The sequence below is a fragment of the Alkalispirillum mobile genome (assembly GCF_003664325.1).
GTDB lineage: Bacteria > Pseudomonadota > Gammaproteobacteria > Nitrococcales > Halorhodospiraceae > Alkalilimnicola > Alkalilimnicola mobilis.
This window is the reverse complement of record NZ_RCDA01000001.1, coordinates 1,590,570-1,614,199: the sequence shown is the minus strand read 5'-3', so window position 1 is coordinate 1,614,199 and position 23,630 is coordinate 1,590,570. Positions and strand designations below refer to the sequence as shown.

Genomic DNA, 23,630 nt, shown 5'->3' with positions numbered 1-23,630 from the left:
GCCGGTTGGCCTTCTTGGTTTCATGTTGGGCCTTGCTCTAAGTATGCCCGGTTGGGCCGACGAGCAGGCCGGCGCCGAGCTGGCACAGCAGGTCTACGACCGCCCGGAAGGCAACGATGCCGTGACCCGCGGCCGCATGGTGCTGGGCGGTGAAGGGCGCCGCGAGCGCGTGCGCGAGAGCTACGAATACCGCCTGGAGGGCGAGGAGGACGAGAGCTGGAACCTGATCCGTTTCACCAGCCCGTCCAATATCGCCGACACCGGGCTGCTGGTGCATAACCGGCCGGAAGGGGCCAGCGACCAGTGGCTGTTCCTGCCCGCCGCGCAGCGCGTGCGTCGCATCAGCAGTGAAAACCGCGGGGGGAGCTTCGTCCAGTCCGAGCTCTGGTTCGAAGACCTGGAGGACCGTGAGCCGCACAAGGACAGCCATCGCCTGTTGGGCGAGGACAGCTACGAGGGCACCGAGGTCAAGCTGCTGGAGAGCGTGCCGGTGGATGCGGGTAATTCCGTCTACAGCAAGCGCCTCAGCTGGGTGCACCCCGATACCCATATCCCGTTGCGGATCGATTTTTACCAGGATGGAGACGAGCCGGTGAAGCGGCTCACCGTGGAGCGTATAGAGCGTATCCAGGGCTACTGGACGGTGATGAGCAGCACGATGACCGACCTGCGCCAGGGTCGGACCACCAGGCTGGAAGTCGAGGAAGTGGTGTATGACCAAGGACTGCCCCGGGACCTTTTTACAAGCCGCGCCTTGTCCGACCCCTCGCGGGAGACGGACTACCGCCCCTGAGCGCCCTGCGTCGACAAGCGGGTGGTGTGCTCTAATCGTGGGGCTCGCCGCCCTTGCCCTGCCACCTGGCACCGTTGCCGAGGATGTCCTGATCTTCGGCGAACCCGATGAGCCGGCGGCCGAGCCGGAGGACCGGCCGGACGCCGACCCCTCCCCCTGGCGCTACCGGCTGGAGCGGGCCCAGCTGGAGGGCGGGCAGCTGACCGCGGGGGACCGGTCCGCCGATTACAGCCACCACGGCACCGCCGAAGCGTATATGGGCCGTGACCTGGGGAGTGGCTGGGAGGTGCGACTCGGGGCACGCCTGGATGGCCATCTTCAGGGGGGTGGCGAGCGCTCCGGCGTCTCCCGCCTGGACGCCGATTACGGCGAGAACTGGCTGCGCTACCGGGCACCGGACTGGCGGCTCACCGTGGGGACGCAGCGGGTCCTCTGGGGCCGGGTGGACGAGATTCCGCCCACCGACCGGCTGAGCACCAAGGATTTCACCCGGTTTGCGCTGGACGAGATGGTCGACCGGCGGCGCACCAACCCGGCGGTCCGCCTGGAGCTCTACCAGGGCGACTGGGACATCGACATGCTCTTCCTGCCGGTGTTCCGCGAGGCCGAGCTGCCCGATCGGGACAGCATCTGGCACCCGGTGGACCGGGAGCGGGGGCGGCTGTTCGGCCTGCCCGAGGACCCGGCGCTGGTCCCGGTCATTCAGCAGGCCCGGATCGACGATGACAGCTCCGGGGACGGCGGTGGCGGGGTGCGTATCAGTCGCTCCGGGGCCGGCGTGGACTACGCCTTCACCGTGCAACGTGCCCGCCAGTCGCAACCCTACTACCGGGTGGACGATGCCACCCGCGCCGCCCTGGCGGCCGGCTCGGCGCCGGCGCAGCGCGCCACCCTGCACGCCGAGCACCCGCGCAGCTGGGTCGTCGGGGCGGACCTGGCCACCGAGGTGGGGGCCTGGACCCTGCGCGCGGAGGCCGCCTGGCTCAGCGACGTCCCCGTCACCCGGGCCGCCGACCTGCGCTATGAGACGGTCGAAGGCTTCGACTGGGTGGTGGGCGTGGAGGGCTTCCCCGGTGACCGCGACTTCCGTACCACCCTGCAACTGGCCGGTCAGCACCTGCACGACGCCGGGGGCGTGTTGGACGCGCGTGAGGCGTACTACCTGACCGGCGAGCTGGAAAACCCCTTTCTCGATCACCAGTGGCGGGGCCGGCTGCGTTTCTCCGCCGGCCTGGATCGGCGTGACGCCTACGTCAACCCGGAACTGGCCTGGACCGGCAACGAGCCCCATGAAGTCTACGTCGGGTTGCACTGGCTGGATGGCCGTGAGGACACCGCGGCGGGCTTTTATCGGGATAACCGGCTTCTGGTACTGGGTTGGCGGGGGCAATTCTGATGCGATGGTTACTGGATCGACCGCGGCTGGCGCTGGCGGCGCTTGCCTTATTGGTGCTCGGCCCCGGGCCTTTGCTGCTGCAGGTGAACCTGGATAACGCCCCGGAGGCCTACTTCCCCACCGATGCCCCGGCCGTGGTGCTGGATAACGAACTGCGCGAGGAGTTCCCCCAGGACCAGGTGCTGGTGGCCCTGTTCGAAGGGCCCCAGCTGTTCGAGGCCGACTTCCTCGGCCGGTTGCATGGGCTGGTGGAGGACCTGGAACGCCACGACCGGGTGGAACGGGTACTGGGGCTGACCAGCACCGACCACATCCGCGCCACCGAGGATGGCTTCTCGGTGGAGCGGCTGGTGGAAGCCGACGATCTCGGCCGCCTGGACGCCGAGGGTTGGCGGGACCGGGCCCTGGGCGACCGCTTCGCTCCGGGCCTGATCATCTCCGAGACGGGGGAGGCCACTGCATTGGTGGTGCGCCCTCACGTGCTGGAGGACAGCCTGCAGCGCCTGGAGCTGGAACAGTTGCTGCGCCGGTCCATCGCCGAGCACGGGCTGGAGGCGGAGCTGACCGCCGTTGCCGGCCATGTGGCGCTGGACGTGGCGCAACTGCGTGCCATGATCGGCGACCTGGCCCTGCTGGTGCCGGGCACCATGGGGATCGGCCTGCTGCTGCTCTGGTGGCTGTTTCGGCGCTGGCTGGTGGTCGGCCTGGCCGCGGCGACCATCAGTGCCGTGACCGGCTCGGCCCTCGCCCTGCTGGTGCTCACCGGCAAGCCCTTCACCCTGATCACCGCCATCATGCCGCCGCTGCTCACCGCGCTCACCGTGGCTATGATGATGCACTTCTTCAACGCGGTGCTGCACGCCGCCCAGCGGGGGTATCAGGGCCGGGCGCGGGTCGAGGCAGCCCTGCAGGCGGTGGCGCGCCCCACCCTGTTCATGGCGCTGACTACCGCCGCCGGGCTGGCCTCGCTCAGCGTCAGCCCCATCCGTCCCATCGAGGCCTTTGGCCAGGTCTCCGCCTTCGGCGTGCTGGTGGCAGCGGCCTGCGTGCTGGGCCTGCTGCCGGCGATCCTTGCCCGCTACGACCATGGCCCCTGGGTGCGTCAACGCCGGGGGATGCGGCAGCTGGACGGCTTCCTCCGGTGGTCTGCCCACCTGGCGGTCCGCCGGGCCGGCTGGGTGGTGGGCGCGGCCGTGCTGCTGTTTGTCGTGGCCATCCCGCAGATTCGCCACGTGGAGGTGGAAACCGACCTTTACGCCTTCTTCGACGAGGGCCACGAGATCACCCGCGCCACCCGCCAGGTGGAGTCGCAGCTCTCCGGCGTGATGGCCATGGAGGTGGTCTTCGACGGGCCCGACTGGGACAGCCTGATGGCCCCCGAAAGGCTGCAGGCCATCGAACGGGTGCAGGACTGGCTGGATGCGCGCCCCGAGGTGGACTACAGCCTGTCACTCCCTGACCTGGTGGCGGAGATGCACTGGGCCTTCAACGAGGAGGACCCGGACTACCGGACCGTACCCGACAACGAGCAACTGGTGGCCCAGTACCTGTTCATCTACGACGGCCAGGACCTGTGGGACGTGGTGGATCGCGACTTCACCCGCAGCCGGCTGCTGCTCAACCTGAATGCTACCGGCGCCCAGGAGCTCAACGCGCTGATGGCCGACCTGCGCGACCATCTGGAGGCGGAGCCGGCGGCGGACCTGGAGTGGGATATCGCCGGCATGGGCCGGCTGTTCGCCGACCAGGAGCGGCTACTGATCCAGGGGCAGTTACACAGCCTGCTGGTGGTGGTGGGGCTGTTGTCGGTATTGATGCTGCTGATGTGGCGTTCCGTGCCCGTGGCAGCGGCCAGCATGGTGCCCAACCTGACGCCCATCGTGCTGATCTTCTCGCTGATGGGGCTGCTCGGGATCTGGCTGGACATGGCCACGGCCATGATTGCCAGCGTGGCGGTGGGGATCGCCGTGGACGACACCATTCACATCCTGCACGCTTACCTGCGCCGCCGGCGTGCCGGGAGCCCAGTGGCCTGGGCGGTGGCCCGCAGCTTCAGGCAGAGCGGTCGGGCAGTTACCGCGACCACCATCGTGCTGATCGCACAGTTCCTGCTGGTGAGCCTGTCGGACTTCCAGCCCACCCAGAGCTTTGGCCTGCTCACCGCCTTTGGGCTGGCGGCGGCACTGCTGTACGACCTGTTGGTGCTGCCCGCCATGTTGGTGCTGTTCAGTCGAATGACAGCCGGAAGGGTGGGGTGACGGCGTTCTGTTCTAGGTGACCGCAGGAAGTGAGGCCGCCGACAAAAAAGAGGGCCCCATTGTGGGGCCCTCGTCTCTAGGTCTTACTTTATTGTTGTAGTTCAGTCGGTTCAGGCTGCCGTCGGCTCCACCGCGCGGCTGCGACGACCCACCAGGGTGATCAGGCCGGCCAGCAGGAGCAGGCCAGAGCCCATCAGCGCCAGGGAGCCCGGCTCGGGTACGCGGTTGAACCCGATCTGCCCGGTACCGCCTGTCGTGGTGACGAACAGGGCGTCCTCGACGTCATCATCAATAACAGGGTCGCGGGCATTCGCGTTGGCGTCGGCGACCAAGGAGAACTTGAACGGCGCGTCTTCATCAAGGAAGTCAGCGAAATCAAGGTCACCGATCTTCCAAAAGCCCGCGAGTGCGTTCGTGACTTCGAAGTCGAAGCGATAAGAACCGCGGATGAAGTCACCGGCCACGCCCTCATCATCCTCGAAGGTCAGGTCGGCGGAGCCGCCGGTCAGAGTCAACTCAAGCACCTGCACCAAGTTTCCCCTGTCGCCATCCGTGACTGAAGCCTGGTTGGCTTGCATGTTGGTGTTGCTCCAGTCGATTACGTCATCGCCGTAATACCAACTGAAGATGGCGCCCGGGTCGTACTGCGACGTTGTGGTGAGCGTCCCGGGGGCACCCGAGGTAAAGCTGCCGAGCGAGCCGGTCAGGTCATTCCAGACGAAACCCAGTCTGTCCCGGACGTTGGCGTCAAATACGGGAGCTGATCCGCCGGGTTCAAAGATGTCTCTTACCTGGCCCGCGCCGGAATCCGAGAAGGTATCTCCCTCCACGGGAGCCGGTCCATCCCCGAATTGAGTGGTCTCCGCCAGAAAACGGAATTCCAGTTGGTTGAAGATCTCTGTCGTGAAGGCGTTTCCGTCTCGCGTGTGCTCAATGTTCACGTCTTCGTAGAGGCTGGCCACGGCGGGATTCCCTGCCAAACCCAGTCCCGCGGTAAGCCCGGCTGCTGCCATGAGGCGGGTATACCTTTTCATGATGTCGTCTCCTGTGACCTGGTACTTGATCGAGTGATCGGGTGGTGGTCTTTCCGGATCGGTGCACCCGACCCTGTCTCAGGAGAAGCAAATCAGGTGCCAGGTTTTTTTTGGCAACGTAACTTGTTGTTATGGAGGGATTAAAAGTTTCTTCGGGGTGGCGTTTCGGTCATTGTACGCCCGGGATCAGGCGGGGGTGTAAAGCGGCTGGACAGTTTGGTGAAGGGGCGCACCCGGACCGGCGACAGGGGTATTTCAGGCATCGCCGGCCCGGGGCGTGAGTGTCAGCCATCCAGCGTCTGCAGCAGCTCCTCGGCCCGTTGTCGGTCGGGGAAGTCGCTCTCGTCGGCCAGAAGCCGGTCCAGGACCGCCCTGGCCCGCTCGGTATCCCCGGCCGCCTCCAGGCTGCGCGCCAGGTTGAACTGGATACCCGGCTGGCCCGGTGCGATTTCGTGCGCCTTTTCGAGAACCTCCCGCGCCTCGTCGGGACGCGAGTTGTAAAGCAACACGACACCGAGCGTATCCAGGATCTCCGGCGCTTCGGGCGCCAGTTCCGCCGCCTGCTCGGCAAGGCCCAGCGCCTCCTCCGGCCGGGATTCCCGGAGCAGCCAGGCGAGGTTGTTCAGGGCCAGGTAGTCCTCCGGGTACTGCTCTATCTGCTCACGGTACAGCGTCTCGGCCTCGTCCGTCTGGTTGCCTTCCATCAGGCGGGCCGCCAGCAGGTGACGGGCGACCCCGTCACCGGGGTGGCGCTCCAGCCAATCCTGCAGGGTCTGCTTGGCGGCATCGGGCTGATCAGCCTGTAACTGGGCCCGGTAACGGGCAAGCGTCCAGCTCCGCCGGGTTTCGCTCGCCAGCGCCTCGCCATATGCCGCGGCAGCTTCCTCGTACCGTCCGGCCTCGTTGTGGAACCAGCCTCGCTGTGCCTTGACCACGGGGCGATCCTGGTGATCCCCGGTCTCCAGTGGTTCGAAAGCCGCTCGTGCCGCCTCGATCTCGCCGTCCGCTGCCAGCAGTCGGACTAGGGCAATCCGGGCGCTCAGGTCATCCGGCTCGAGCTCCACCGCCCGCTCCAGTGCGGTACGCGCGCCGTCATTATCCCCCAGGGCGGTGAGATTTCGGGCCTGACGGTAGTAGGCCTCGGCATTGTCTTCGTCCACCGCCGTCAAGTCATGGAACAGGCTTGCCGCCGACTCGTGGTCGCCCTGCTGCTCGCGGATGTCGCCCAGCGCGAAGAGCATGAGGGGGTGTTCCGGATGATGTTCCAGGCCCCGTTCCAGCGTCGTCGCGGCTTCTCCCGGTGCCCCCCCGTCTAGCTGCAGGCGGGCCAGCAACAGGTAGGGCTGGGCCTCCTGCGGATGGTGTTCAATGGTCTTTTCCAGCCAGCGCGTGCTGGCCCCGGTGTCCCCGTCCTGGTGCGCGAGCTCCGCCAGTCTCATGGCCGAGGGGGCATGCCCCGGGTTGTGCTCCTGGATCGCCTCCAGCGCGGCGATGCCTGCTTCACGGTTTTCCTGGACGAGCTCCATCATCGCCAAGTTCATACCCAGCGACGGGTCGCCGGGCAGTTTGGCCATCCCCTCCTGGTAGACCAGGCGGGCCTCGTCGATCTCGTTCATGCCGAGCAGCGCGGCGGCCATGAAGTTGTAGCCGTTGGGGCTGTCCGGTTGTTTCTCGCGGATGCGTTCCCCGGCGGCCAGTGCCTCTTCGTAGCGCCCGGCGTTCAGGTGACCCACCGCCACGACGATATCGGCCCGGACGATCTCCGGGGTGGTGTCCGCGACCTGCTGGAGCATGGCGAGGCCCTGATCGGCATCCCCGCTCTGCAGGAGTGCAACACCCAGCATTTCCTGAAGCTCCACGGAGTCCGGTTGTGCCACCAGCGCCTGGCGGAGGGTGCGGATGCTCTGCTCGGCGTCTCCGGCCTCCATGTGCAGCACGGCGAGTTGTTCCCCCAGGCCGGTGATCAGTTCGGGCTGCCGTTCCAGGGCCTCGGCCAGCACCTCGCGGGCCGCTTCCGGCCGACCCTGTTCCACCCGCAGGCGCGCCTTGAGCCGGTAGCTCATGGCCGTTCCGTTGCCGGTAGCGTGGTAGCGCTCCAGCAGGTGCTCGGCCTGGGAGAGGTTGCCGGCGCTCAGCTGCACCGAGGCCAGGTGCTGCATGGCGGGCCGGTAATTGCGGTGGGCCGAGAGGGCTTCCTGGAAGTGGGGGCGGGAGGCAGAGCGGTCCCCGCGTTCGTAGTGGATCAGCCCGGTCAGGTAATGCCCCGCAGGGTGGCCGGGCGCACCTTCCCGCAGGAAGTCGGCGTCCTCCCGGGCCTTGTCTAGATCACCCTGCTCCACGAGCACCAGCGCGCGCTTGAAGCGGTTGGATATGACCTGCGGGCGCAATTCCACCGCCTTGCCGTACGCCGCCAGGGCACCGTCGGTGTCCCCACGCCATTGCGAGAGATCCCCCTTGGTGCCCCATGCGGCAGCCAGGGAGTCATCGGCTGAGAGCGCGGCTTCAACGGCCTGCCAGGCGGCATCGGTTTCACCGGCCGACAGCGCCTGGAAAGCCTCTGCCAGGTGCACTTCGGCCAGGTCGGGGTCCAGTGCCCGGGCGCTGTCCAGCGCCTCGGTGCCCGCCTCGCTGTCGCCGCGTTGGAAATGCCCCAGTGCCTGGTAAGCGAGTAACTGTGCCCGCTCGGAGTCATCCAGCCCCTCCGGCAGTGACAAATCGGCGATATCGCCCCAGCGGTCTACCCGGAACAGGGCGCGCGCCAAGTGCGGCGTGTAGCGCTTGGTATCGGCGCCCGCCTCCAGACCCCGCTGCAGGTGATTGATGCCGTCGTCCAGGCGGCCCTGCCGCTTGTGGGCCAGGCCAAGCAGGGCACGGGTTTCGGCATCGGCGTTCTGCTGCAGGGCGTTACGGTATTCGATGACCGCCGAGTCATACCTGCCTTCGTCCATGTGCTTGGCGGCCCGCTCCAGGTGGTCTGCTTCAGAACTGCCCCCGACGCCGTCACAGGCGCCCAGGGCGAGTGCAGCCGAGGCAAGGGCAGCGACCAGGGCGCCGCGCCGGAAGGGGTTTCTCTGGGTGTGCTTGATGATCGGTGCGGTCATGCCGCTTACCTCAGTCCGTACTTGTCGAGAAGGCTGTACAGGGTGGGGCGGGTAACCCCAAGCATGTCAGCGGCCTGGGCGATGTTGCCGTTGGTCCGGCCCATCGCCTTGATGATGGTTTCCTGTTCCGCCGCATCCCGCGCCTCGCGCAGGCGGATTAGCTGCTCCGGGTCCTCCCGGGGCTCAAGCCCCAGGTCATCCGCGGTGATGCGCTGGCCGTCGGCCATGATCACGGCCCGGCGGATGACGTTTTCCATCTCGCGGACGTTGCCTGGCCAGTCGTAGTGTTCGATTGCGGACAGGGCATCCGATGAGAAGCCCCGCCGGGGCTTGCGCTGCTCCTGGGCGAAACGGTCCAGGAACGCGTGTGCCAACAAGCTGGGATCACCGGCCCGGTCGCGCAGGGGCGGGATGTCGATGCTGATCTCGCTGATGCGGTAGTAAAGATCCTCCCGGAAGTCACCGGTGCGGATGAGTTGCCCAAGATCCTGGTTGGTGGCACCGATAACGCGGATGTCCACGGGTATCACGTTGCGTCCGCCCAGGCGTTCCACGGTGCGTTCCTGCAGGAAGCGCAGCAGCTTGGCCTGCAGGCTCAAGGGCAGGTCCCCGATCTCGTCGAGGAACAGCGTACCCTTGTGCGCGTGCTCGATCTTGCCGATGGTCTGGCGCGTGGCGCCGGTGAAGGCGCCCTTCTCGTAGCCGAACAGCTCGCTCTCCAGCAGGTTTTCCGGGATGGCGGCGCAGTTGATGGCCACGAAGCGTTCTTTGGCCCGGGGGCTCAGGTCGTGCACGGCGCGGGCCAGCACCTCTTTGCCGGTGCCGCTGTCGCCCAGTAGCAGCACGGTGGCGTCGGCGGGGGCCACCCGCTCCACCATGCGGCAGACCTTCAGCATGCCGGGGTCCATGGTGATGACGCCGTTGAGCGGCGAGTCATTGCCTTGCGCCAGCTGGCGATTCTCCTGTTCCAGCTCGTAGAGCCGTGCGGCGCGATCGACGATCAGGCGTAGCACGTCCGCGTCCACCGGCTTGATGTAAAAGTCGTAGGCCCCCAGGGAGACGGCCTGCAGGGCGTGTCGGCGCTCGTCGTTGCCGGTCACTACGACCACCTTGGTCTCTGGCGACACGGCCAGGATCTCCTCCAGTACGGCCAGGCCCTCGGAGGCATTGGCCGGGTCGGGCGGGAGCCCCAGGTCCAGCGTGACCAGCTGCGGCAGGTGCCGCCGGACCTGCGCCATGGCGCTGCTTCGGTCCTTGGCCTCAAGTACCTCGTACCCTTCGAAACACCACCGCAGTTGGCTTTGCAGACCCTGGTCGTCCTCGACGATGAGTAGTTTAAGCGCCTCTCCCACTGAATCCTCCCTGTAATGTCCAGGCCTCACGAGGCCTGCACCGCCGCCGCACCGGTCGCGCGCAGCGGCAGTTTGATCTTGAAAACAGTGCCGCGGCCGGCTTCGCTCTCGACATCCACCCGGCCGCCCATGCCCACGACCTGCTCGCGGGCCTCGTACACGCCGATGCCCATGCCGGCATTGCCCTTGGTGGTCTGGAATGGGCGGAAGAGCTGGTGCTGCATGAAGGCCTCGCTGATGCCGCAACCATTGTCCGCCACTGTAATAATGGCCCATGGGCCGTCCTTGTACAGGTCGACCCGGACCCAGCCGTCTGCGTCCGTGGCCTCTTGGGCGTTGCGGACCAGGTGGAGGAGCACGTTGATCAGCCCCTCCCGGTCACCGAGTACCTGCGCCTCGTTCTCGATCCGCCCCAGCGTAGGCTCGGGCTGGCGGTCGGCGCTGCGGGCTATTACCTCGGTAAGCAGCGGGCGTAGGGCCACCGGCTGTAGCGGCGCCTCGGGGCGTGGCTGGGCCTTGCGCAACTGGGCCTGGGTGCGGTCCAGCCGGTCCCGCGCGTTGCCGATGGTGCGAAAGGCGTCCGCCACGAACTCGGGGTTGTCCTTGTGGCGCTCCGCGTTGGAGCAGACCAGTGACAGCTGGGCCGAGACGTTCTTCAGGTCATGGACCAGAAAGGCGGCCAGCCGGTGAAATGTTTCGAACTGGCGGGCCTCCAGCAGCGCCTCGTTGGTCTGCACCAGGGCCACGTAGACGGCCAGTTGGCGGCCGGCGGTCTTCAGCAGGTCGCGGTCCTCCCAGTCGATCCGCCGGCTCGCCCGGGGGCGGCCTAGCACCACGAACCCCTCCAGGTCGTCACCCTTGAGCAGGGGGATCACCAGCCAGTGGCGTGGGGTGTCTACCAGCCAGTCGGGGAGGACCGTGTCCCGGTACCGGTCGGCGTGGTTCCGGTATTCGTCCACGTCGATCACCCAGCCGCTGCGGGCCAGAAAGGTGACCAATGCCCCGTCCGGCTCTTCGGGCGGGTACTCGGGGGCGCCCAGGTTAAGCACGCCCTCCAGGCGGTAGGTGCCGTCGTCGCTGCGCGCCCAGAGCAGCCCACCCGGGCTGTCCACCATCTCGCCGATCGCCTGAATGGCCCGCTGCCTGAACGGCATGTCCTCGTCCTCTGTGGACAGGGTGCCGGTAAAGCGCAGCCACTCCTGCCGGTAGTCGTACTTATAGCTGAAGAAGTGCTTGCTCAGCAGCACCCGCAGGCGGGCCCGGAAGCTCCCGGAGAACAGCACCAGGGCAAGCAGCAGGGCGGCGCCGAACAGCAGGGTCACCTGCAGCACCGCGCCCAGGTCGCCACCAAAGTGGCTAAGCAGGTAGCCGGCGCTGGCCACCGCCAGCAGGTAGACCCCGGCCCCGACCAGGGCAGCGGTGTGAAACAGCAGGTGGCGGGATACGGTCGGGCCCTCGCGGTGCGGCAGGCCCCGGGCGAGCGACAGGGCCAGCAGCGGGACAACGAGGGCATTCACCAGGCCGCGGGCCTGCCACGACGGGCTCTCCAGCGTGCGGAACAGGACCAGGTCGCCGAACAGGAAGAGGTCGAAAACAAAGAGTCCGCCCAGGCCCAGGCACAGGGGTTTGATCTCCCAGCGGCGCTGGGGTGGGGTGTTGCGGAAGACCTGCTCCACCAGCACCAGGCCAAAGATGGCCATTGCCAGCATGGCAACACTCTGCCAGGCGGCCAGGCCCGGCCAGGCCAGGGGCGCGAAGACCACCAACAGGAACAGGGCGATGGCCGCGGCCCAGCGGCGGATGGAGTCGGGCAGTGGCCGCTGCAGCCCGGCACTGGTCGCCAGCAACACCAGCAGGACCAGAAACCAGGCGGCGTTGCGCAGCAGTTCCAGCACGCCGCCGCCCAGCACCGCGTGGTCGCCGTGCGCCTGGGCCTGAAAGGCCAGCACCCCGGCCCAAAGCGTCGATGCCAGCGCGGCAGCGACAATCCAGAAGCCCGTGGGGCGGTCGCGCCAGCGCAGCAGCGTCAGTCCGGCCAGGATCAGGAAGGCGAGCGCGGCGGTCAGGTAACTGAGCGCAGTCATGGTGGACAAGGCAGTTGTTGCCCTACCGGGCACCCCGCCCGAACAGGACGACCTTTACCGTTTCCAGCAGGATGACGATGTCCAGGAACAGGGTATGGTTCTTCACGTAGTACAGGTCGTACTGCAGCTTCTCTTTTGCATCTTGCACCGAGGCACCGTAGGCGTAACGCACCTGCGCCCAGCCGGTAATGCCGGGACGGATGCTGTGCCGGGCGGTGAAATAGGGGATCTGCTCGCTCAGCTGGTCCACGAAGAAGGGCCGTTCCGGGCGGGGCCCCACGAAGGACATCTCGCCCTTGAAGACATTGATGACCTGCGGCAGTTCGTCGATTCGCAGCTTGCGGATGATCCGACCGACACGGGTGATGCGGTCGTCGTCGCCCTGCGCCCAGCGCGCCACGCCATCCTGTTCCGCGTCCTGGCGCATGCTGCGGAATTTATAGATCTCGAACGGCTCGTTGCCACGCCCATGCGGACCTGTCGGTAAAAGACAGGGCCGGGGCTGTCCAGCCGGATGGCCAGGGCTGTCACCAGCATGATCGGCAGGGTGAGGAGCAACAGTACGGAACTGGCCGCCAGGTCGAAGCAGCGCTTGACCACGTTGCGGAAGCGGTCCTGGCGAAAGCCGCTGCCGAAGACCAACCAACTGGTGTTGAGCGAGTCCAGGCGCAGCTGCTGGCGCTCCCGCTCGAAGAACGTGGAGACATCAGTGATGGGCACGCCGTGCAGTTTGCAATCGAGCAGCTCTCGGATAGGCAGCTTGCCCCGCCGGTCACGCACTGCCACCACCAGTTCATTGGCGTTGTGGCGCCGGACCAGGTCGAGCAGTGTCTCGTGTTCCCGCAACTGCACCACCCGATCGGTGGGCACGTCGGTGTGCTGTTCCCGGGGCGGTGCCACGTAGGCGATTACCTTGTAGGGAAGCTCCTCCGGGCGCTTGTCCGGGTGGACGTGCTCCACGGCTGCCGCTCGGGTGCCGGTGCCGATAACCAGCAGGCGATGCTTGAATGCCTCATTGGCGGCCATGCTGCGGTAGAAGGTGCGCTCGGCTACCAGGCTGAGAGAGGCCAGCGCGAGCCCCCCGGAAAGCACGCCGTTGTGTAGCGCCGTTGCCGGCGCGATCAGGCTATAGAGCAATACCAGGCAGAGCGCCAGGAAAAGCCCGAGCACAATGCGCAGCACGACCAGGTGCCAGCTCTGCACCGCGACCAGTTGATCCGGTTCGTAGAGGCCCAGCAGGCTCAGGCCCAGCAGCGCCACGAGGGCGGTTGCCAGCAACTCCGCCCCCGCCATGCCCCCGCCCATTTCACCACCCGCCTGGATGATGAGGGCGAGGGCCAGGCAGGCGTAGATGATTACGCCCTCCAGGCCGGCGAGCAGCAGCACCTTACGGGGCACATGGTGGCCAAAGATGCGCACAGTTGCTGGTCCTCGCAGTGGCGTTAACGATTGGGCTCAATCAGAAGAAGCGTTCCGGTATGATCAGGGTGTCGCCCGGCAGAATGTCCACGTTGGCCGAGATATCGCCACCGTTGATCAGGTCGTCCAGGCGCACGCGATACTGCTTACGCTCCCCGTCTTCATCCCGGATAATCACCGCCCGGTTGCCGGCCGCGAAGTCCGTGATGCCGCCCACGGCGATCATGACGTCCAGTACGGACATGTTCTCCCGGTACTGCAGGGCCTGGGGCTCCGCGGCCTGCCCGATGACCCGTACCTGCCGGTCATAGGGGCCGGCGAAGCTGGTCACCACCACGGTGACCACCGGGTCCCTGATGTACTCCCCAAGGTGCTCTTCCATGGTCCGTGCCAGGCTGGTGGGGGTGATGCCGCTGGCCTGCACGTCCTCCACCAGGGGGGTGGTGATTTTGCCGTCCGGGCGGACAGGCACGGAAATGGACAACTCCGGGTTGCGCCAGACGTTCACCGAGAGGGTGTCGCCGGGTCCGATGATGTACTCGTCGATCAACCGTTCCTCGGCGCGCTCGGGCGCGTCCGGGTGGGTGCCGGCGCAGGCTGCCAGCAGGCCGCTCAACATCAGCACCCAGAGGCCACGCCAGTAGCCGGAACGCCCCATTTCAGACATGCCCTTTCTCCTTAGGTCTTTAAACGTTCTCTGAAGCACGGAATGTATTCACCGGAATTTGTGCTCCCGGTATCCAAAGTGAAGCACAGGCTGGCCCAGCTTCCACCGGAACCCGCGAAAATTTTGTGTCTGTCGAATGCATCACGCTCCTGCACTGCTCCCGCGTTGTGCTACACCTTCATTCTGAGACCAAACCGTTAATGAGGCGTCATTTGGCTGTCGTGCCCGGTGTTTCCGGGCCGTGTTTGGCGGGCGAACCGGGAGCCCTGAAGTATGGATATCAACAAGCTGGTCAATGAATACCGCGCGGAGTGGTTGGGCGCCCTCAAAGGGTTGAACTGGCCGGACCGCCTGCAGCTGCTCGATGAGATTCACGCGCGTCTCTACAAGGAGGTGGGCAACGAGGGCACGTTTCGCGAGGTTTCACCGGAACTGGTGGCGGCACTGATTCGTGGGCTGGGGCAGCCGGCGGTCAACGGCGCGGCCCAGGCGCATATATACGCCAACTCCGGCGATGCCCGGCACCGCCAGGCGGCGGAGAAGTGGCTGGCGGAACAGCCGCTTGGCGATTTCGCGGACGTCAAGTCGGCGCATCAGAACGACACCCCGGCCTACTGGGTCGACCGCAGACGTAACCGCAGGGTCAGGCAGGGTTATAAGGTCAGCGTCTGGGCCCGGGGGCAGCACACCGAGTGCGCGATGCTCGACCTCTCGCGGGGTGGAGCCGGGCTGGAGCCCAAAGCCGGGCTAAAACCGGGGGACCGGGTGTCGGTGCGGATCCCGGGTTATGGCATGAAGCTGGCCGCGGTGGTGCGGACCCGGCTGGACCGCGCGGGGCTTGCCTTCGAGTCGCAACTGCCATGGGAGCCCCGGGTGACCCAGTTGCCGCGCGAACATGCCCAATAACCCCCCTCAGCTCATGGCTGCCCCCGCGGCAGAATGATATTGCGGGATCTCGCCAGCTGGCTGTTACCCCCCAGCGGCCCGCTGATGCTGGCACTGCTGGGCCTGCTGACGCTGCGCTGGCGTGCGGGCCGATTGCTGTTGGCGCTGGGCCTGTTGCTGTCGTATGCCCTGGCGCTGCCGCCGGTGAGCTATGCGCTGATGCACGGCCTGCAGGCCGACTACCCACCGGTGCAGCCATCAGAGTTGCGCGACGCGCAGGCCATCGTGGTGCTGGGTGCGGGGTACCGCAGCGGCGCCGATGAGTTCGGTGGCGAGACGGTGAGTGATCTGGCGTTGGTCCGTCTGCGTTACGCCGGCTACCTGCATGGGCAGACCGGGTTGCCGGTGATCGCCAGTGGCGGGGCGGCTCCGGGGCGCGAACCCGAGGCGCGCTGGATGGCCGAGGTGCTGGCGGATCTCGGGGTTCGCCCCATACTGACAGAGAGCGAGTCCCGCGATACGTGGGGGAATGCACAGCGCACCGCGGAGCTCTTGCGCCGAATGGAGCTGGAGCGCGTGGCCCTGGTTACCCATGCCCATCACATGCCCCGGGCCACCTGGTCCTTCGAGCAGGCCGGCGTGACCGTGTTGCCGGCCCCCACCGGGGCCTTTGTTCCGCGGGACAGGAGCTGGTCCTGGGGCATGCTGCGGCCACAGGCCAGTGCGGTGTACAGGAGCTGGCTTGCGGCGCACGAGTACCTGGGGTTGTTCTGGTACCGCTGGTTGCGGAGAGATTGAGGCGCAAGCCAGGAGTGGCAATGAGAGTAATGGTCACCGGAGGGGCCGGTTATATCGGCAGTCATACCGTTCGACACCTGACGGCTGCCGGCCACCAGGTGGTGGTGTATGACAACCTTAGTACCGGGTTTGCATGGGCGGTGGGCGACGCGCCCCTGGTGCGGGGCGATCTGGCCGATCACGCCCTGTTGGCGGAGACCCTCAACCGGAACCGGTTCGATGCGGTGCTCCACTTCGCAGCGTACACCGTGGTGCCGGAGTCGGTGTGCGACCCGCTGCGCTACTATGCCAATAACACCCTCAACACCTGGCGCCTGCTGCAGGCGTGCGCCGAGGCGGGGGTGGAGCACTTCGTGTTCTCCTCCACCGCCGCGGTCTACGGCATGCCGGAGCAGATGCCGGTCTCCGAGGAGGCCCCGTTGGCCCCGATCAACCCCTACGGGGCCTCCAAGATGATGTCCGAGCGCATGCTCATGGACCTGGGGGCGGCCAGCGATCTGCGATACGTGAGCCTGCGCTACTTCAACGTGGCCGGGGCCGACCCCTCCGGTGAGCTGGGTCAGGCCACCGCCAACGCTACCCATCTCATCAAGGTGGCGTGCGAGGCGGCGGTGGGCCAGCGGGACGGCATCACCGTCTTCGGCACCGACTATTCCACGCCGGACGGCACCTGCGTGCGCGATTTCATCCACGTGGAGGATCTGGCGCGGGCGCACGTGCAGGCGCTGGCGCACCTGGAAGAGGGGGGTGAGTCCCGGGTGCTCAACTGCGGTTATGGCCGCGGTTACAGCGTTTTGGAGGTGATCGAGGCGGTCAAGCGGTGCTCGGGGCGGGACTTCCAGGTGCGTTACGGGGCGCGGCGGGCGGGAGACCCCGGCGAGGTGGTTGCCGATAACAGCCGGATGCTGGCGGCGCTGGACTGGCGGCCCCGGTACGCGGACCTGGATACGATAGTTGGCCACGCCCTGGCCTGGGAGGAGGAGGGGCTGCCCCGGCGCCTGGCTCGTTAGCCCCCGGCGGGCTGATGCTCCACGCGGTTGCGGCCCCGGTCCTTGGCCCGATAGAGGGCGTCGTCCGCCCGTTTGAGCAACGGCGCGAGTGATTCCCCGGGCTGGTATACGGCGACCCCGAAGCTGGCCGTCACGCGCTGGCCGGTGCTGGTGCGGCCCTCGCTGATGCGCTGGCGCAGCCGCTCGGCCAGCTGCAGGGCGCTGTCCTGTCCCGTGTCGGGTAGAACCAGGAGAAACTCCTCCCCGCCCCAGCGCCCGATGAGGTCGGTGGCGCGCAGGGAGGCGATGCAGCGTTGAACCAGGTCGCTGAGCACCTCATCTCCCACGGCGTGTCCGAACCGGTCGTTGACCGCCTTGAAATGGTCGATGTCCAACAGGGCCACGGACAGCGCGGTGCCGTGGCGGTTGCTGCGCTCCATCTCGCGGCTCAGGGCCTGCTCGGTGCGGCGGCGATTCAGCGCACCGGTGAGCTGGTCGAAGGTGGCCTCGCGCTCCAGCGCCGCCTGCAGCGCCTTGCGTTCGCTGATGTCCTGCACCACCCAGACGAAGCCCTGGGACAGGGCCCCGGGGTCCAGCGGGCGGCCCAGCAGCGAGACAGTGATCACCTCGCCGTTCGCCCGCACGAATTCCCGTTCGATCTCGGATGTGTGGCCCTCGCGGAGTACCGGGTAGACCGCCTCGCCGGTGGCCTCGTAGACGGCGTGGCTGGTGTACAGGAAGGCGGTGGTCCGGCCCAGCACCTCCTCCTCCCGGTAACCGGTCATGCGCAAGAAGGCGGGGTTGCAGTGCAGGATGCGGCGCTCACCGTCAAGGAACAGCAGCCCCACGGGGGTGTGGTCAACGATGGCCTCCAGCGAGGCGTGGGCGGCGCGCGCCTCCGCCTCCAGGGCCTTGCGCCGGGAGATGTCCCGCCAGACCACCAGGATCGCCGGCGGGCCGTCCCGGTCCAGCGTGGTGAGCCGCACCTCAACCCAGATCGGGTCGCCGTTAGCCTTGAGGTGTTGCCACTCGAAGCGCTGTGAGCCGTGCTCCCGGGCCCGCGCCACCACCTCGCGGGCCCGTTTCGCGGAGCTGTGCCCATCGGGCTGGCAGATGGGAGAGAGCGCCTCGGGGGTGCGCCCCAGGAGTGCCTCAGCACCATCGTAGCCGAGCAGATCGGCCGCCGCCTGGTTGCACACCACGAACTGGTGGCCCTCGATGATCAGCATGCCGTCCGGGTTCTGCGCGAACACGTGCTGGTACAGGCGCAGGTCACCCGCAGTATCGGTGGCAAGGTGCTGCGCGCCCGGGGGCGGCTGACGTTTGCAGTTCATAGGGGGATGCTAGTTCACGGCGACCGGCGCCGCGAGGGGGCGAAGCCGCCGTGGCAGCCCCCCGTCCTGCCTTCGTGGGTGCGTCAGTGCTGGGTCGGGGGCGTCTGTGGGCCGTGGTGGGGTTTGTCGCTGAACAGGTGTTCGATGTCCACGGCGTCGAACCGGTAGCCTGCATTGCAGAACTGGCAGTGGGTCTCGATCACACCCTGCTCTTCCAGCAGCGAGCGAATTTCCCCCTCGCCCATGGACAGCAGGATGTTGCTGATCCGCTCCCGGGAGCAGTTGCAGTGGAAGCGGAAGGGGGTGGGATCGAACAGCCGCAGGTCCTCCTCGTGGAACAGCCGGCGCAGGATCTCGCCCGTGTCCAGGCCGCGCAGTTCTTCCATGGTGAGGGTGTCGGTGAGCAGGCCAGCCCGGTTCCAGGCGTCCGGGTCGCCCTCTTCGCCGGGGAGGCGCTGCAGGAGCATGCCGGCGGCGGTGTGGTCGTCGCTGGTGAGCCACACGCGGGTGGCCAGCTGTTCGGAGTCGCGGAAGTAGCCCTCCACCGCCTCGGCCAGATTACCGGCCCCCAGGCCCACAAGGCCCTGGTAGCGCTCACCCTCGTCCTTGGGTTCGATGGTGATGGCCAGGTGGCCCTTGCCGAAGAACTGCGCCAGGGTGGCGCCTGGCCCGGGCAGGGGGGTGTCTTCGTTCCAGCGGGCGGTGGCGCGCAGGCCGCCGTCACTGCCCACCTGGATGAGCAGCAGCCCGACCGGGCCATCGCCCTGGAATTGCAGGCTGAGCTGGCCCTTGAACTTGAGGGTGGCCACCAGCAGCGCGCCGGCGGCCATGGCCTCGCCGGTGAGCCGGGCCAGGCCCTCGGGCATCTCGCGGCGGCGCAGTACTTCCTGGTAACTGTCGCTCAGCTGGACCAGTTCGCCGCGGATGCTGGCGTGCTCAAAGATGAAGCGGTGCAGGTGATCGGTCATGGCCGACTCAACCGTTGAGTTTCTTCTTCAGCAGTTCGTTGACCTGCCCCGGGTTGGCTTTGCCCCGGGAGGCCTTCATGACCTGGCCGACGAAGAAGCCGAGCAGCTTGTCCTTGCCGCCCTGGTACTGCTCCACCTGCTTCGGGTTGGCAGCGATCACCTCGTCGATCATGGCCTCGATGGCGCCGGTGTCGGTGACCTGCTTCAGCCCCTTCGCCTCGATGATCTGGTCGGGCTCGCCCTCGCCGTTCCACATGGCCTCGAAGACCTCCTTGGCCACGCGCCCGGAGATGGTGTCGTCCTCGATGCGGGCCACCAGCTGGCCGAGCATCTCGGGGGTGACGGGGCTGTCCGCCAGCTCCAGACCCGCCTTGTTGAGCGCGCCCAGGAAGTCGCCCTGCACCCAGTTGGCGCTGCGCTTGGCGAAGCCGCCCGACTCGGTGACCACTGACTCGAAGAACTCCGCCAGCTCCCGGGTGGCGGTGAGCACGCCGGCGTCGTAGTCGGACAGCCCGTACTCCTCGACGAAGCGGCTGCGCTTCTCGTCCGGCAGCTCGGGCAGGGTCTCGCGCACGGCGTCGACGAAGGCCTGGTCCAGCTCCACCGGCAGCAGGTCCGGGTCGGGGAAGTAGCGGTAGTCGTTGGCCTCCTCCTTGGTGCGCATGGAGCGGGTCTCGCCCTTGTCCGCGTCGTAGAGGCGGGTCTCCTGCACCACCTCGCCGCCGGACTCGATCAGCGCGATCTGGCGCTCCACCTCGTAGTTGATGGCGCGCTCCACGAAGCGGAAGGAGTTGAGGTTTTTCAGCTCGGCACGGGTGCCGAACTCTTTCTGCCCCTTGGGCCGGACGGAGACGTTGGCGTCGCAGCGGAAGGAGCCCTCCTGCATGTTGCCGTCGCAGATCTCCAGGTAGCGCACCAGGGCGTGCAGCTTTTTCATGTAGGCGGAGGCCTCGGCGGCGCTGCGCAGATCGGGCTCGGAAACGATCTCCAGCAGCGGCGTGCCGGCGCGGTTCAGGTCCACCCCGGTCATGCCCTGAAAGTCCTCGTGCAGAGACTTGCCCGCGTCCTCCTCCAGGTGGGCGCGGGTGATGCCGATGCGCTTGCGCTCGCCATCCTCCGGCTCGATCCACAGCTCACCGCCCTCGACAATGGGCAGCTCGTACTGGCTGATCTGGTAGCCCTTGGGCAGGTCGGGGTAGAAGTAGTTCTTGCGGGCGAATACCGAGCGCGGCGCGATCTTTGCGCCCACGGCCAGGCCGAACTTGGCGGCCATGTGCACCGCGCCCTTGTTCAGCACGGGCAATACGCCGGGCATGCCCAGGTCCACGGCGCAGGCCTGGCGGTTGGGCTCGGCGCCGTAGGCGGTGGCCGCGCCGGAGAAGATCTTGCTCTTGGTGGCGAGCTGAGCGTGAATCTCAAGCCCGATTACCGTTTCCCATTCCATAATCGTGTTCCTGGTCGAAGCCCTGGTGGTCTGGCGGTCTCGTGGTGCCGGGGTCGGTCCGGGTGTGACGGCCTTACTCGAAGCCCTCGGGCACGTGCCGGTGCCAGTCGGTCACCTGCTGGAACTTGTGACCGACGTTGAGCAGCCGGGCCTCGTCGAAATAGTTGCCGATGACCTGCAGCCCCACCGGGCGGCCCTGCACGAAGCCGGCCGGGACGGACAGGCCGGGCACGCCGGCCAGGTTCACCGCCAGGGTGTAGACGTCGGAGAGGTACATCTGCACCGGGTCGTCGGTGCGCTCGCCGATGTTGAAGGCCACCGTGGGCGAGGTGGGGCCCATGATCACGTCCACCTCTTCCAGTGCGCGGGTGAAGTCGTCGCGGATCAGCCGGCGGACCTGCTGGGCCTTCAGGTAGTAGGCGTCGTAGTAGCCCGCGGACAGCGCGTAGGTGCCCACCAGGATGCGCCGTTTCACCTCGTCGCCGAAGCCCTCGCCGCGGGAGCGCTTGTAGAGATCTTCCAGGTCAGCGGGGTTGTCGCAGCGGTAACCGTAGCGCACGCCGTCGAACCGGGACAGGTTGGAGGAGGCCTCCGCCGGGGCGATGACGTAGTAGACGGGCACCGAGTGGCGGGTGTTGGGCAGGGAGATCTCGCGGATCTCGGCGCCCTCCTCGCGGTAGACATCGATGGCCCCCTCGACCACCCGGCGCACCTCCGGGTCCAGCCCCTCACCGAAGAACTCCTTCGGCACGCCGATCTTCAGGCCTTTCACCGAGCGGCTGAGGGTCTCGCTGTAATCGGGCACCACGTGGTCAACGCTGGTGGAATCGCGCCCGTCGAAGCCGGCCATGCCGCCGAGCAGCAGGGCCAGGTCCTCGCAGGTGCGGGCCATGGGGCCGCCCTGGTCGAGGCTGGAGGCGAAGGCGATCATGCCGTAGCGGGAGACCCGGCCGTAGGTGGGTTTGAGCCCGGACAGGCCGCACAGCGCCGCCGGCTGGCGGATGGAGCCGCCGGTGTCGGTGCCGGTGGCCGCCGGGGCCAGGCGCCCGGCCACCGCTGCGGCGGAGCCGCCGGAGGAGCCGCCGGGTACCGCGTCCAGGTCCCAGGGGTTCTTCACCGGGCCGTAGAAGCTGGTTTCGTTGGAGGAGCCCATGGCGAACTCGTCCATGTTGGCCTTGCCCAGCATGACCATGCCGGCGTCTGCCAGCTTGCGCACCACGGTGGCATCGTAGGGGGACTCGAAGTTATCCAGCATGCGCGAGCCGCAGCTGGTCCGCACCCCCTGGGTGCAGAAGATGTCCTTGTGGACCAGCGGCACGCCGGTGAGCGGCCCGGCCTCACCGGCGGCAATGCGCTGGTCGGCGGCGTCGGCCGCGGCCAGGGCCTGCTCGGCGGTGGGGGTGATGACGGCATTGGTCACCGGGTTCAGCGCGTCGATGCGCGCCAGGAAGGCCTCGGTGACCTCGCGGCTGGAGAACTCGCCGGCGCGCAGCGCGGCGGCAATCTCGGCTACGGTCTTTTCATGCATGTCGGGTCGGGTTCCTGGTGGGGGCTCGGGGTGGACGCGGCGATCACTCGATGACGCGCGGCACCAGGTACAGGCCGGCCTCGGTGGCCGGGGCGATGGCCTGGAAGCGCTCGCGCTCGTCCGGCTCCGTGACCTGGTCCTCGCGCATCCGCTGCACGGCGTCCAGCGGGTGGGCCATGGGGGTCACGCCCTCGGTGTCGATGTCCTTCATCTGCTCGACGAAGTCGAGAATGTCGGACAGGTTGCGGGCATAGCCGGGGATGTCGGCGGGCTCGATGGCCACGCGTGCCAGGTGGGCAATGTGCTTGACTTCGGACTCTTCCAGGGACATTGCGCATCCTCCAAGACAGTAAGCCGGGAAACTTACCACAACACCCCGCTTGCCCAAAGCGCTGCCCAATGTGTAGATTAGCGGCTTTCCTTCCAGCCGGTTCTAAACTCTAATGTTCAAGGGTATTCGAGGACTCTTCTCCAACGACGTCTCCATCGACCTGGGGACGGCCAACACACTTATTTACCTGCGCGGCAAGGGCATCGTGCTCGCCGAGCCGTCGGTGGTGGCCATCCGGCAGGACCGCGACGGCGGCGCCAAGCGCATCGCCGCGGTGGGGGCCGAAGCCAAGGCCATGCTCGGGCGCACCCCCGGGAACATCCGCGCCATCCGGCCGATGAAGGACGGCGTGATCGCCGACTTCACCGTCACGGAGAAGATGCTGCAACACTTCATAAAGAAGGTACACGAAGCGCGCATCTTCAAGCCCAGCCCGCGGGTGCTGGTCTGTGTGCCCTGCGGCTCCACCCAGGTGGAGCGCCGTGCCATCCGCGAGTCCGCCGAGGGGGCCGGGGCCCGCGAGGTGTACCTGATCGAGGAGCCCATGGCGGCGGCCATCGGCGCCAGCATGCCGGTGGATGAGGCCAGCGGCTCCATGGTGGTGGACATCGGGGGCGGTACCTCCGAGGTGGCAGTGCTCTCGTTGAACGGCATCGTCTACTCCGCCTCGGTGCGCATCGGCGGCGACCGCTTCGATGAGTCCATCATCAACTACGTGCGCCGCAACTACGGCATCCTCATCGGCGAGGCTACCGCCGAGCGGATCAAGCACGAGATCGGCACCGCCTTCCCCGATCCCGAGGTGCACGAGGTGGAGGTCCGCGGCCGCAATCTGGCTCAGGGCGTGCCGCGCAGCTTCACCCTGAACAGCAACGAGATCCTCGAGTCCATGCAGGATCCGCTCTCCGGCATTGTCTCCGCGCTCAAAACCGCGCTGGAGCAGACCCCGCCCGAGCTGGGGGCCGACGTTGCCGAGCGCGGCATCGTACTCACCGGGGGCGGTGCCCTGCTGCGCAACATCGACCGGCTGCTGATGGAAGAGACCGGCCTGCCGGTGGTGGTGGCCGACGACCCGCTGACCTGCGTGGCACGCGGGGGTGGCCGGGCGCTGGAGATGATGGACGAGAAGGGCACCGACCTGTTCGTCGGGGAGTAACAGCCCCTCACGCGGCGGCCGGGCTCGCGCCAGGGAGCATGATGCCGCCGTTCGTATGGCAGTACACCGCCGGTGTGGCCCGGGAAGGCGCAC

Annotated in this window: 17 protein-coding genes and 1 pseudogene; 7 read left to right on the top strand and 11 right to left on the bottom strand. The window is 67.3% G+C overall.

The genetic code is table 11. The features are described 5' to 3' along the window. The first annotated feature begins 22 nt into the window (after window positions 1–22). From DFR31_RS07690 to DFR31_RS07680, 3 genes are read left to right on the top strand one after another with little or no spacing between them, the layout of a single operon-like run. Window positions 23–793, top strand: coding sequence for an outer membrane lipoprotein-sorting protein (locus DFR31_RS07690; RefSeq protein WP_121442202.1), 771 nt, complete (start codon window positions 23–25; stop codon window positions 791–793). Continuing rightward, window positions 714–2,189: a hypothetical protein gene (locus DFR31_RS07685; protein ID WP_425452527.1), complete on the top strand. Its 1,476-nt coding sequence runs from the start codon at window positions 714–716 to the stop codon at window positions 2,187–2,189. Before DFR31_RS07690 ends, DFR31_RS07685 begins: the two co-directional genes overlap by 80 nt. Further along, window positions 2,189–4,447: an efflux RND transporter permease subunit gene (locus tag DFR31_RS07680; RefSeq protein WP_121442005.1), complete on the top strand. Its 2,259-nt coding sequence runs from the start codon at window positions 2,189–2,191 to the stop codon at window positions 4,445–4,447. The genes DFR31_RS07685 and DFR31_RS07680 overlap by 1 nt, the downstream gene beginning before the upstream one ends. Before the next feature lie 110 nt (window positions 4,448–4,557). On the opposite strand, the gene DFR31_RS07675 is transcribed toward DFR31_RS07680, so the two are convergent. The 6 genes and pseudogenes from DFR31_RS07675 to DFR31_RS07650 form a co-directional block, all read right to left on the bottom strand. Beyond that, window positions 4,558–5,481 carry a PEP-CTERM sorting domain-containing protein gene (locus DFR31_RS07675; RefSeq protein WP_121442004.1) on the bottom strand — a complete coding sequence of 308 codons (924 nt, stop codon included), beginning with the start codon at window positions 5,479–5,481 and terminating at the stop codon, window positions 4,558–4,560. A gap of 284 nt (window positions 5,482–5,765) precedes the next feature. After that, window positions 5,766–8,582, bottom strand: a complete 2,817-nt coding sequence (gene prsT / locus DFR31_RS07670) for an XrtA/PEP-CTERM system TPR-repeat protein PrsT (protein ID WP_121442003.1) — start codon at window positions 8,580–8,582, stop codon at window positions 5,766–5,768. 5 nt (window positions 8,583–8,587) lie between these two features. Then, window positions 8,588–9,934 carry a PEP-CTERM-box response regulator transcription factor gene (gene prsR, locus DFR31_RS07665; protein WP_121442002.1) on the bottom strand — a complete coding sequence of 449 codons (1,347 nt, stop codon included), beginning with the start codon at window positions 9,932–9,934 and terminating at the stop codon, window positions 8,588–8,590. A gap of 26 nt (window positions 9,935–9,960) precedes the next feature. Continuing rightward, complete coding sequence (gene prsK, locus DFR31_RS07660; RefSeq protein ID WP_121442001.1) at window positions 9,961–12,018, bottom strand: XrtA/PEP-CTERM system histidine kinase PrsK; 2,058 nt, start codon at window positions 12,016–12,018, stop codon at window positions 9,961–9,963. 22 nt (window positions 12,019–12,040) lie between these two features. After that, window positions 12,041–13,437 (bottom strand): annotated as a pseudogene (locus DFR31_RS07655) (TIGR03013 family XrtA/PEP-CTERM system glycosyltransferase). Between the two features lie 40 nt (window positions 13,438–13,477). Further along, window positions 13,478–14,095 (bottom strand): XrtA/PEP-CTERM system exopolysaccharide export protein, encoded by a 618-nt coding sequence (locus tag DFR31_RS07650; RefSeq protein ID WP_245971132.1) that lies wholly within the window; start codon window positions 14,093–14,095, stop codon window positions 13,478–13,480. 282 nt (window positions 14,096–14,377) lie between these two features. On the opposite strand from DFR31_RS07650, the gene DFR31_RS07645 reads away from it, so the two are divergent. The 3 genes from DFR31_RS07645 to galE are packed head-to-tail and all read left to right on the top strand — an operon-like array spanning window position 14,378 to window position 16,797. Next, window positions 14,378–15,010: a PilZ domain-containing protein gene (locus DFR31_RS07645; RefSeq protein WP_121441999.1), complete on the top strand. Its 633-nt coding sequence runs from the start codon at window positions 14,378–14,380 to the stop codon at window positions 15,008–15,010. A gap of 33 nt (window positions 15,011–15,043) precedes the next feature. Beyond that, window positions 15,044–15,787, top strand: a complete 744-nt coding sequence (locus tag DFR31_RS07640) for a YdcF family protein (protein WP_121441998.1) — start codon at window positions 15,044–15,046, stop codon at window positions 15,785–15,787. A gap of 20 nt (window positions 15,788–15,807) precedes the next feature. Beyond that, complete coding sequence (gene galE, locus DFR31_RS07635; RefSeq protein WP_121441997.1) at window positions 15,808–16,797, top strand: UDP-glucose 4-epimerase GalE; 990 nt, start codon at window positions 15,808–15,810, stop codon at window positions 16,795–16,797. Here galE and DFR31_RS07630 read toward each other — a convergent pair. The 5 genes from DFR31_RS07630 to gatC form a co-directional block, all read right to left on the bottom strand. Next, window positions 16,794–18,110 carry a sensor domain-containing diguanylate cyclase gene (locus tag DFR31_RS07630; protein ID WP_121441996.1) on the bottom strand — a complete coding sequence of 439 codons (1,317 nt, stop codon included), beginning with the start codon at window positions 18,108–18,110 and terminating at the stop codon, window positions 16,794–16,796. The two genes, galE and DFR31_RS07630, sit on opposite strands and share 4 nt — an antisense overlap. 83 nt (window positions 18,111–18,193) lie before the next feature. Beyond that, the gene (gene hslO, locus DFR31_RS07625; protein WP_121441995.1) at window positions 18,194–19,078 is read right to left on the bottom strand and encodes an Hsp33 family molecular chaperone HslO; all 885 of its coding nucleotides are present in this window, start codon (window positions 19,076–19,078) and stop codon (window positions 18,194–18,196) included. Between the two features lie 7 nt (window positions 19,079–19,085). Then, the gene (gatB, locus tag DFR31_RS07620) at window positions 19,086–20,522 is read right to left on the bottom strand and encodes an Asp-tRNA(Asn)/Glu-tRNA(Gln) amidotransferase subunit GatB (RefSeq protein WP_121441994.1); all 1,437 of its coding nucleotides are present in this window, start codon (window positions 20,520–20,522) and stop codon (window positions 19,086–19,088) included. Between the two features lie 73 nt (window positions 20,523–20,595). Further along, entirely contained in the window at window positions 20,596–22,050 is a 1,455-nt protein-coding gene (gatA, locus tag DFR31_RS07615) for an Asp-tRNA(Asn)/Glu-tRNA(Gln) amidotransferase subunit GatA (protein WP_121441993.1), read from the bottom strand. Window positions 22,051–22,093: 43 nt separating this feature from the next. Beyond that, entirely contained in the window at window positions 22,094–22,381 is a 288-nt protein-coding gene (gene gatC, locus DFR31_RS07610) for an Asp-tRNA(Asn)/Glu-tRNA(Gln) amidotransferase subunit GatC (RefSeq protein WP_121441992.1), read from the bottom strand. 112 nt (window positions 22,382–22,493) lie between these two features. Between gatC and DFR31_RS07605 the strand changes: the two genes are divergently transcribed. Further along, entirely contained in the window at window positions 22,494–23,537 is a 1,044-nt protein-coding gene (locus DFR31_RS07605; protein WP_121441991.1) for a rod shape-determining protein, read from the top strand. Window positions 23,538–23,630: the final 93 nt, after the last annotated feature.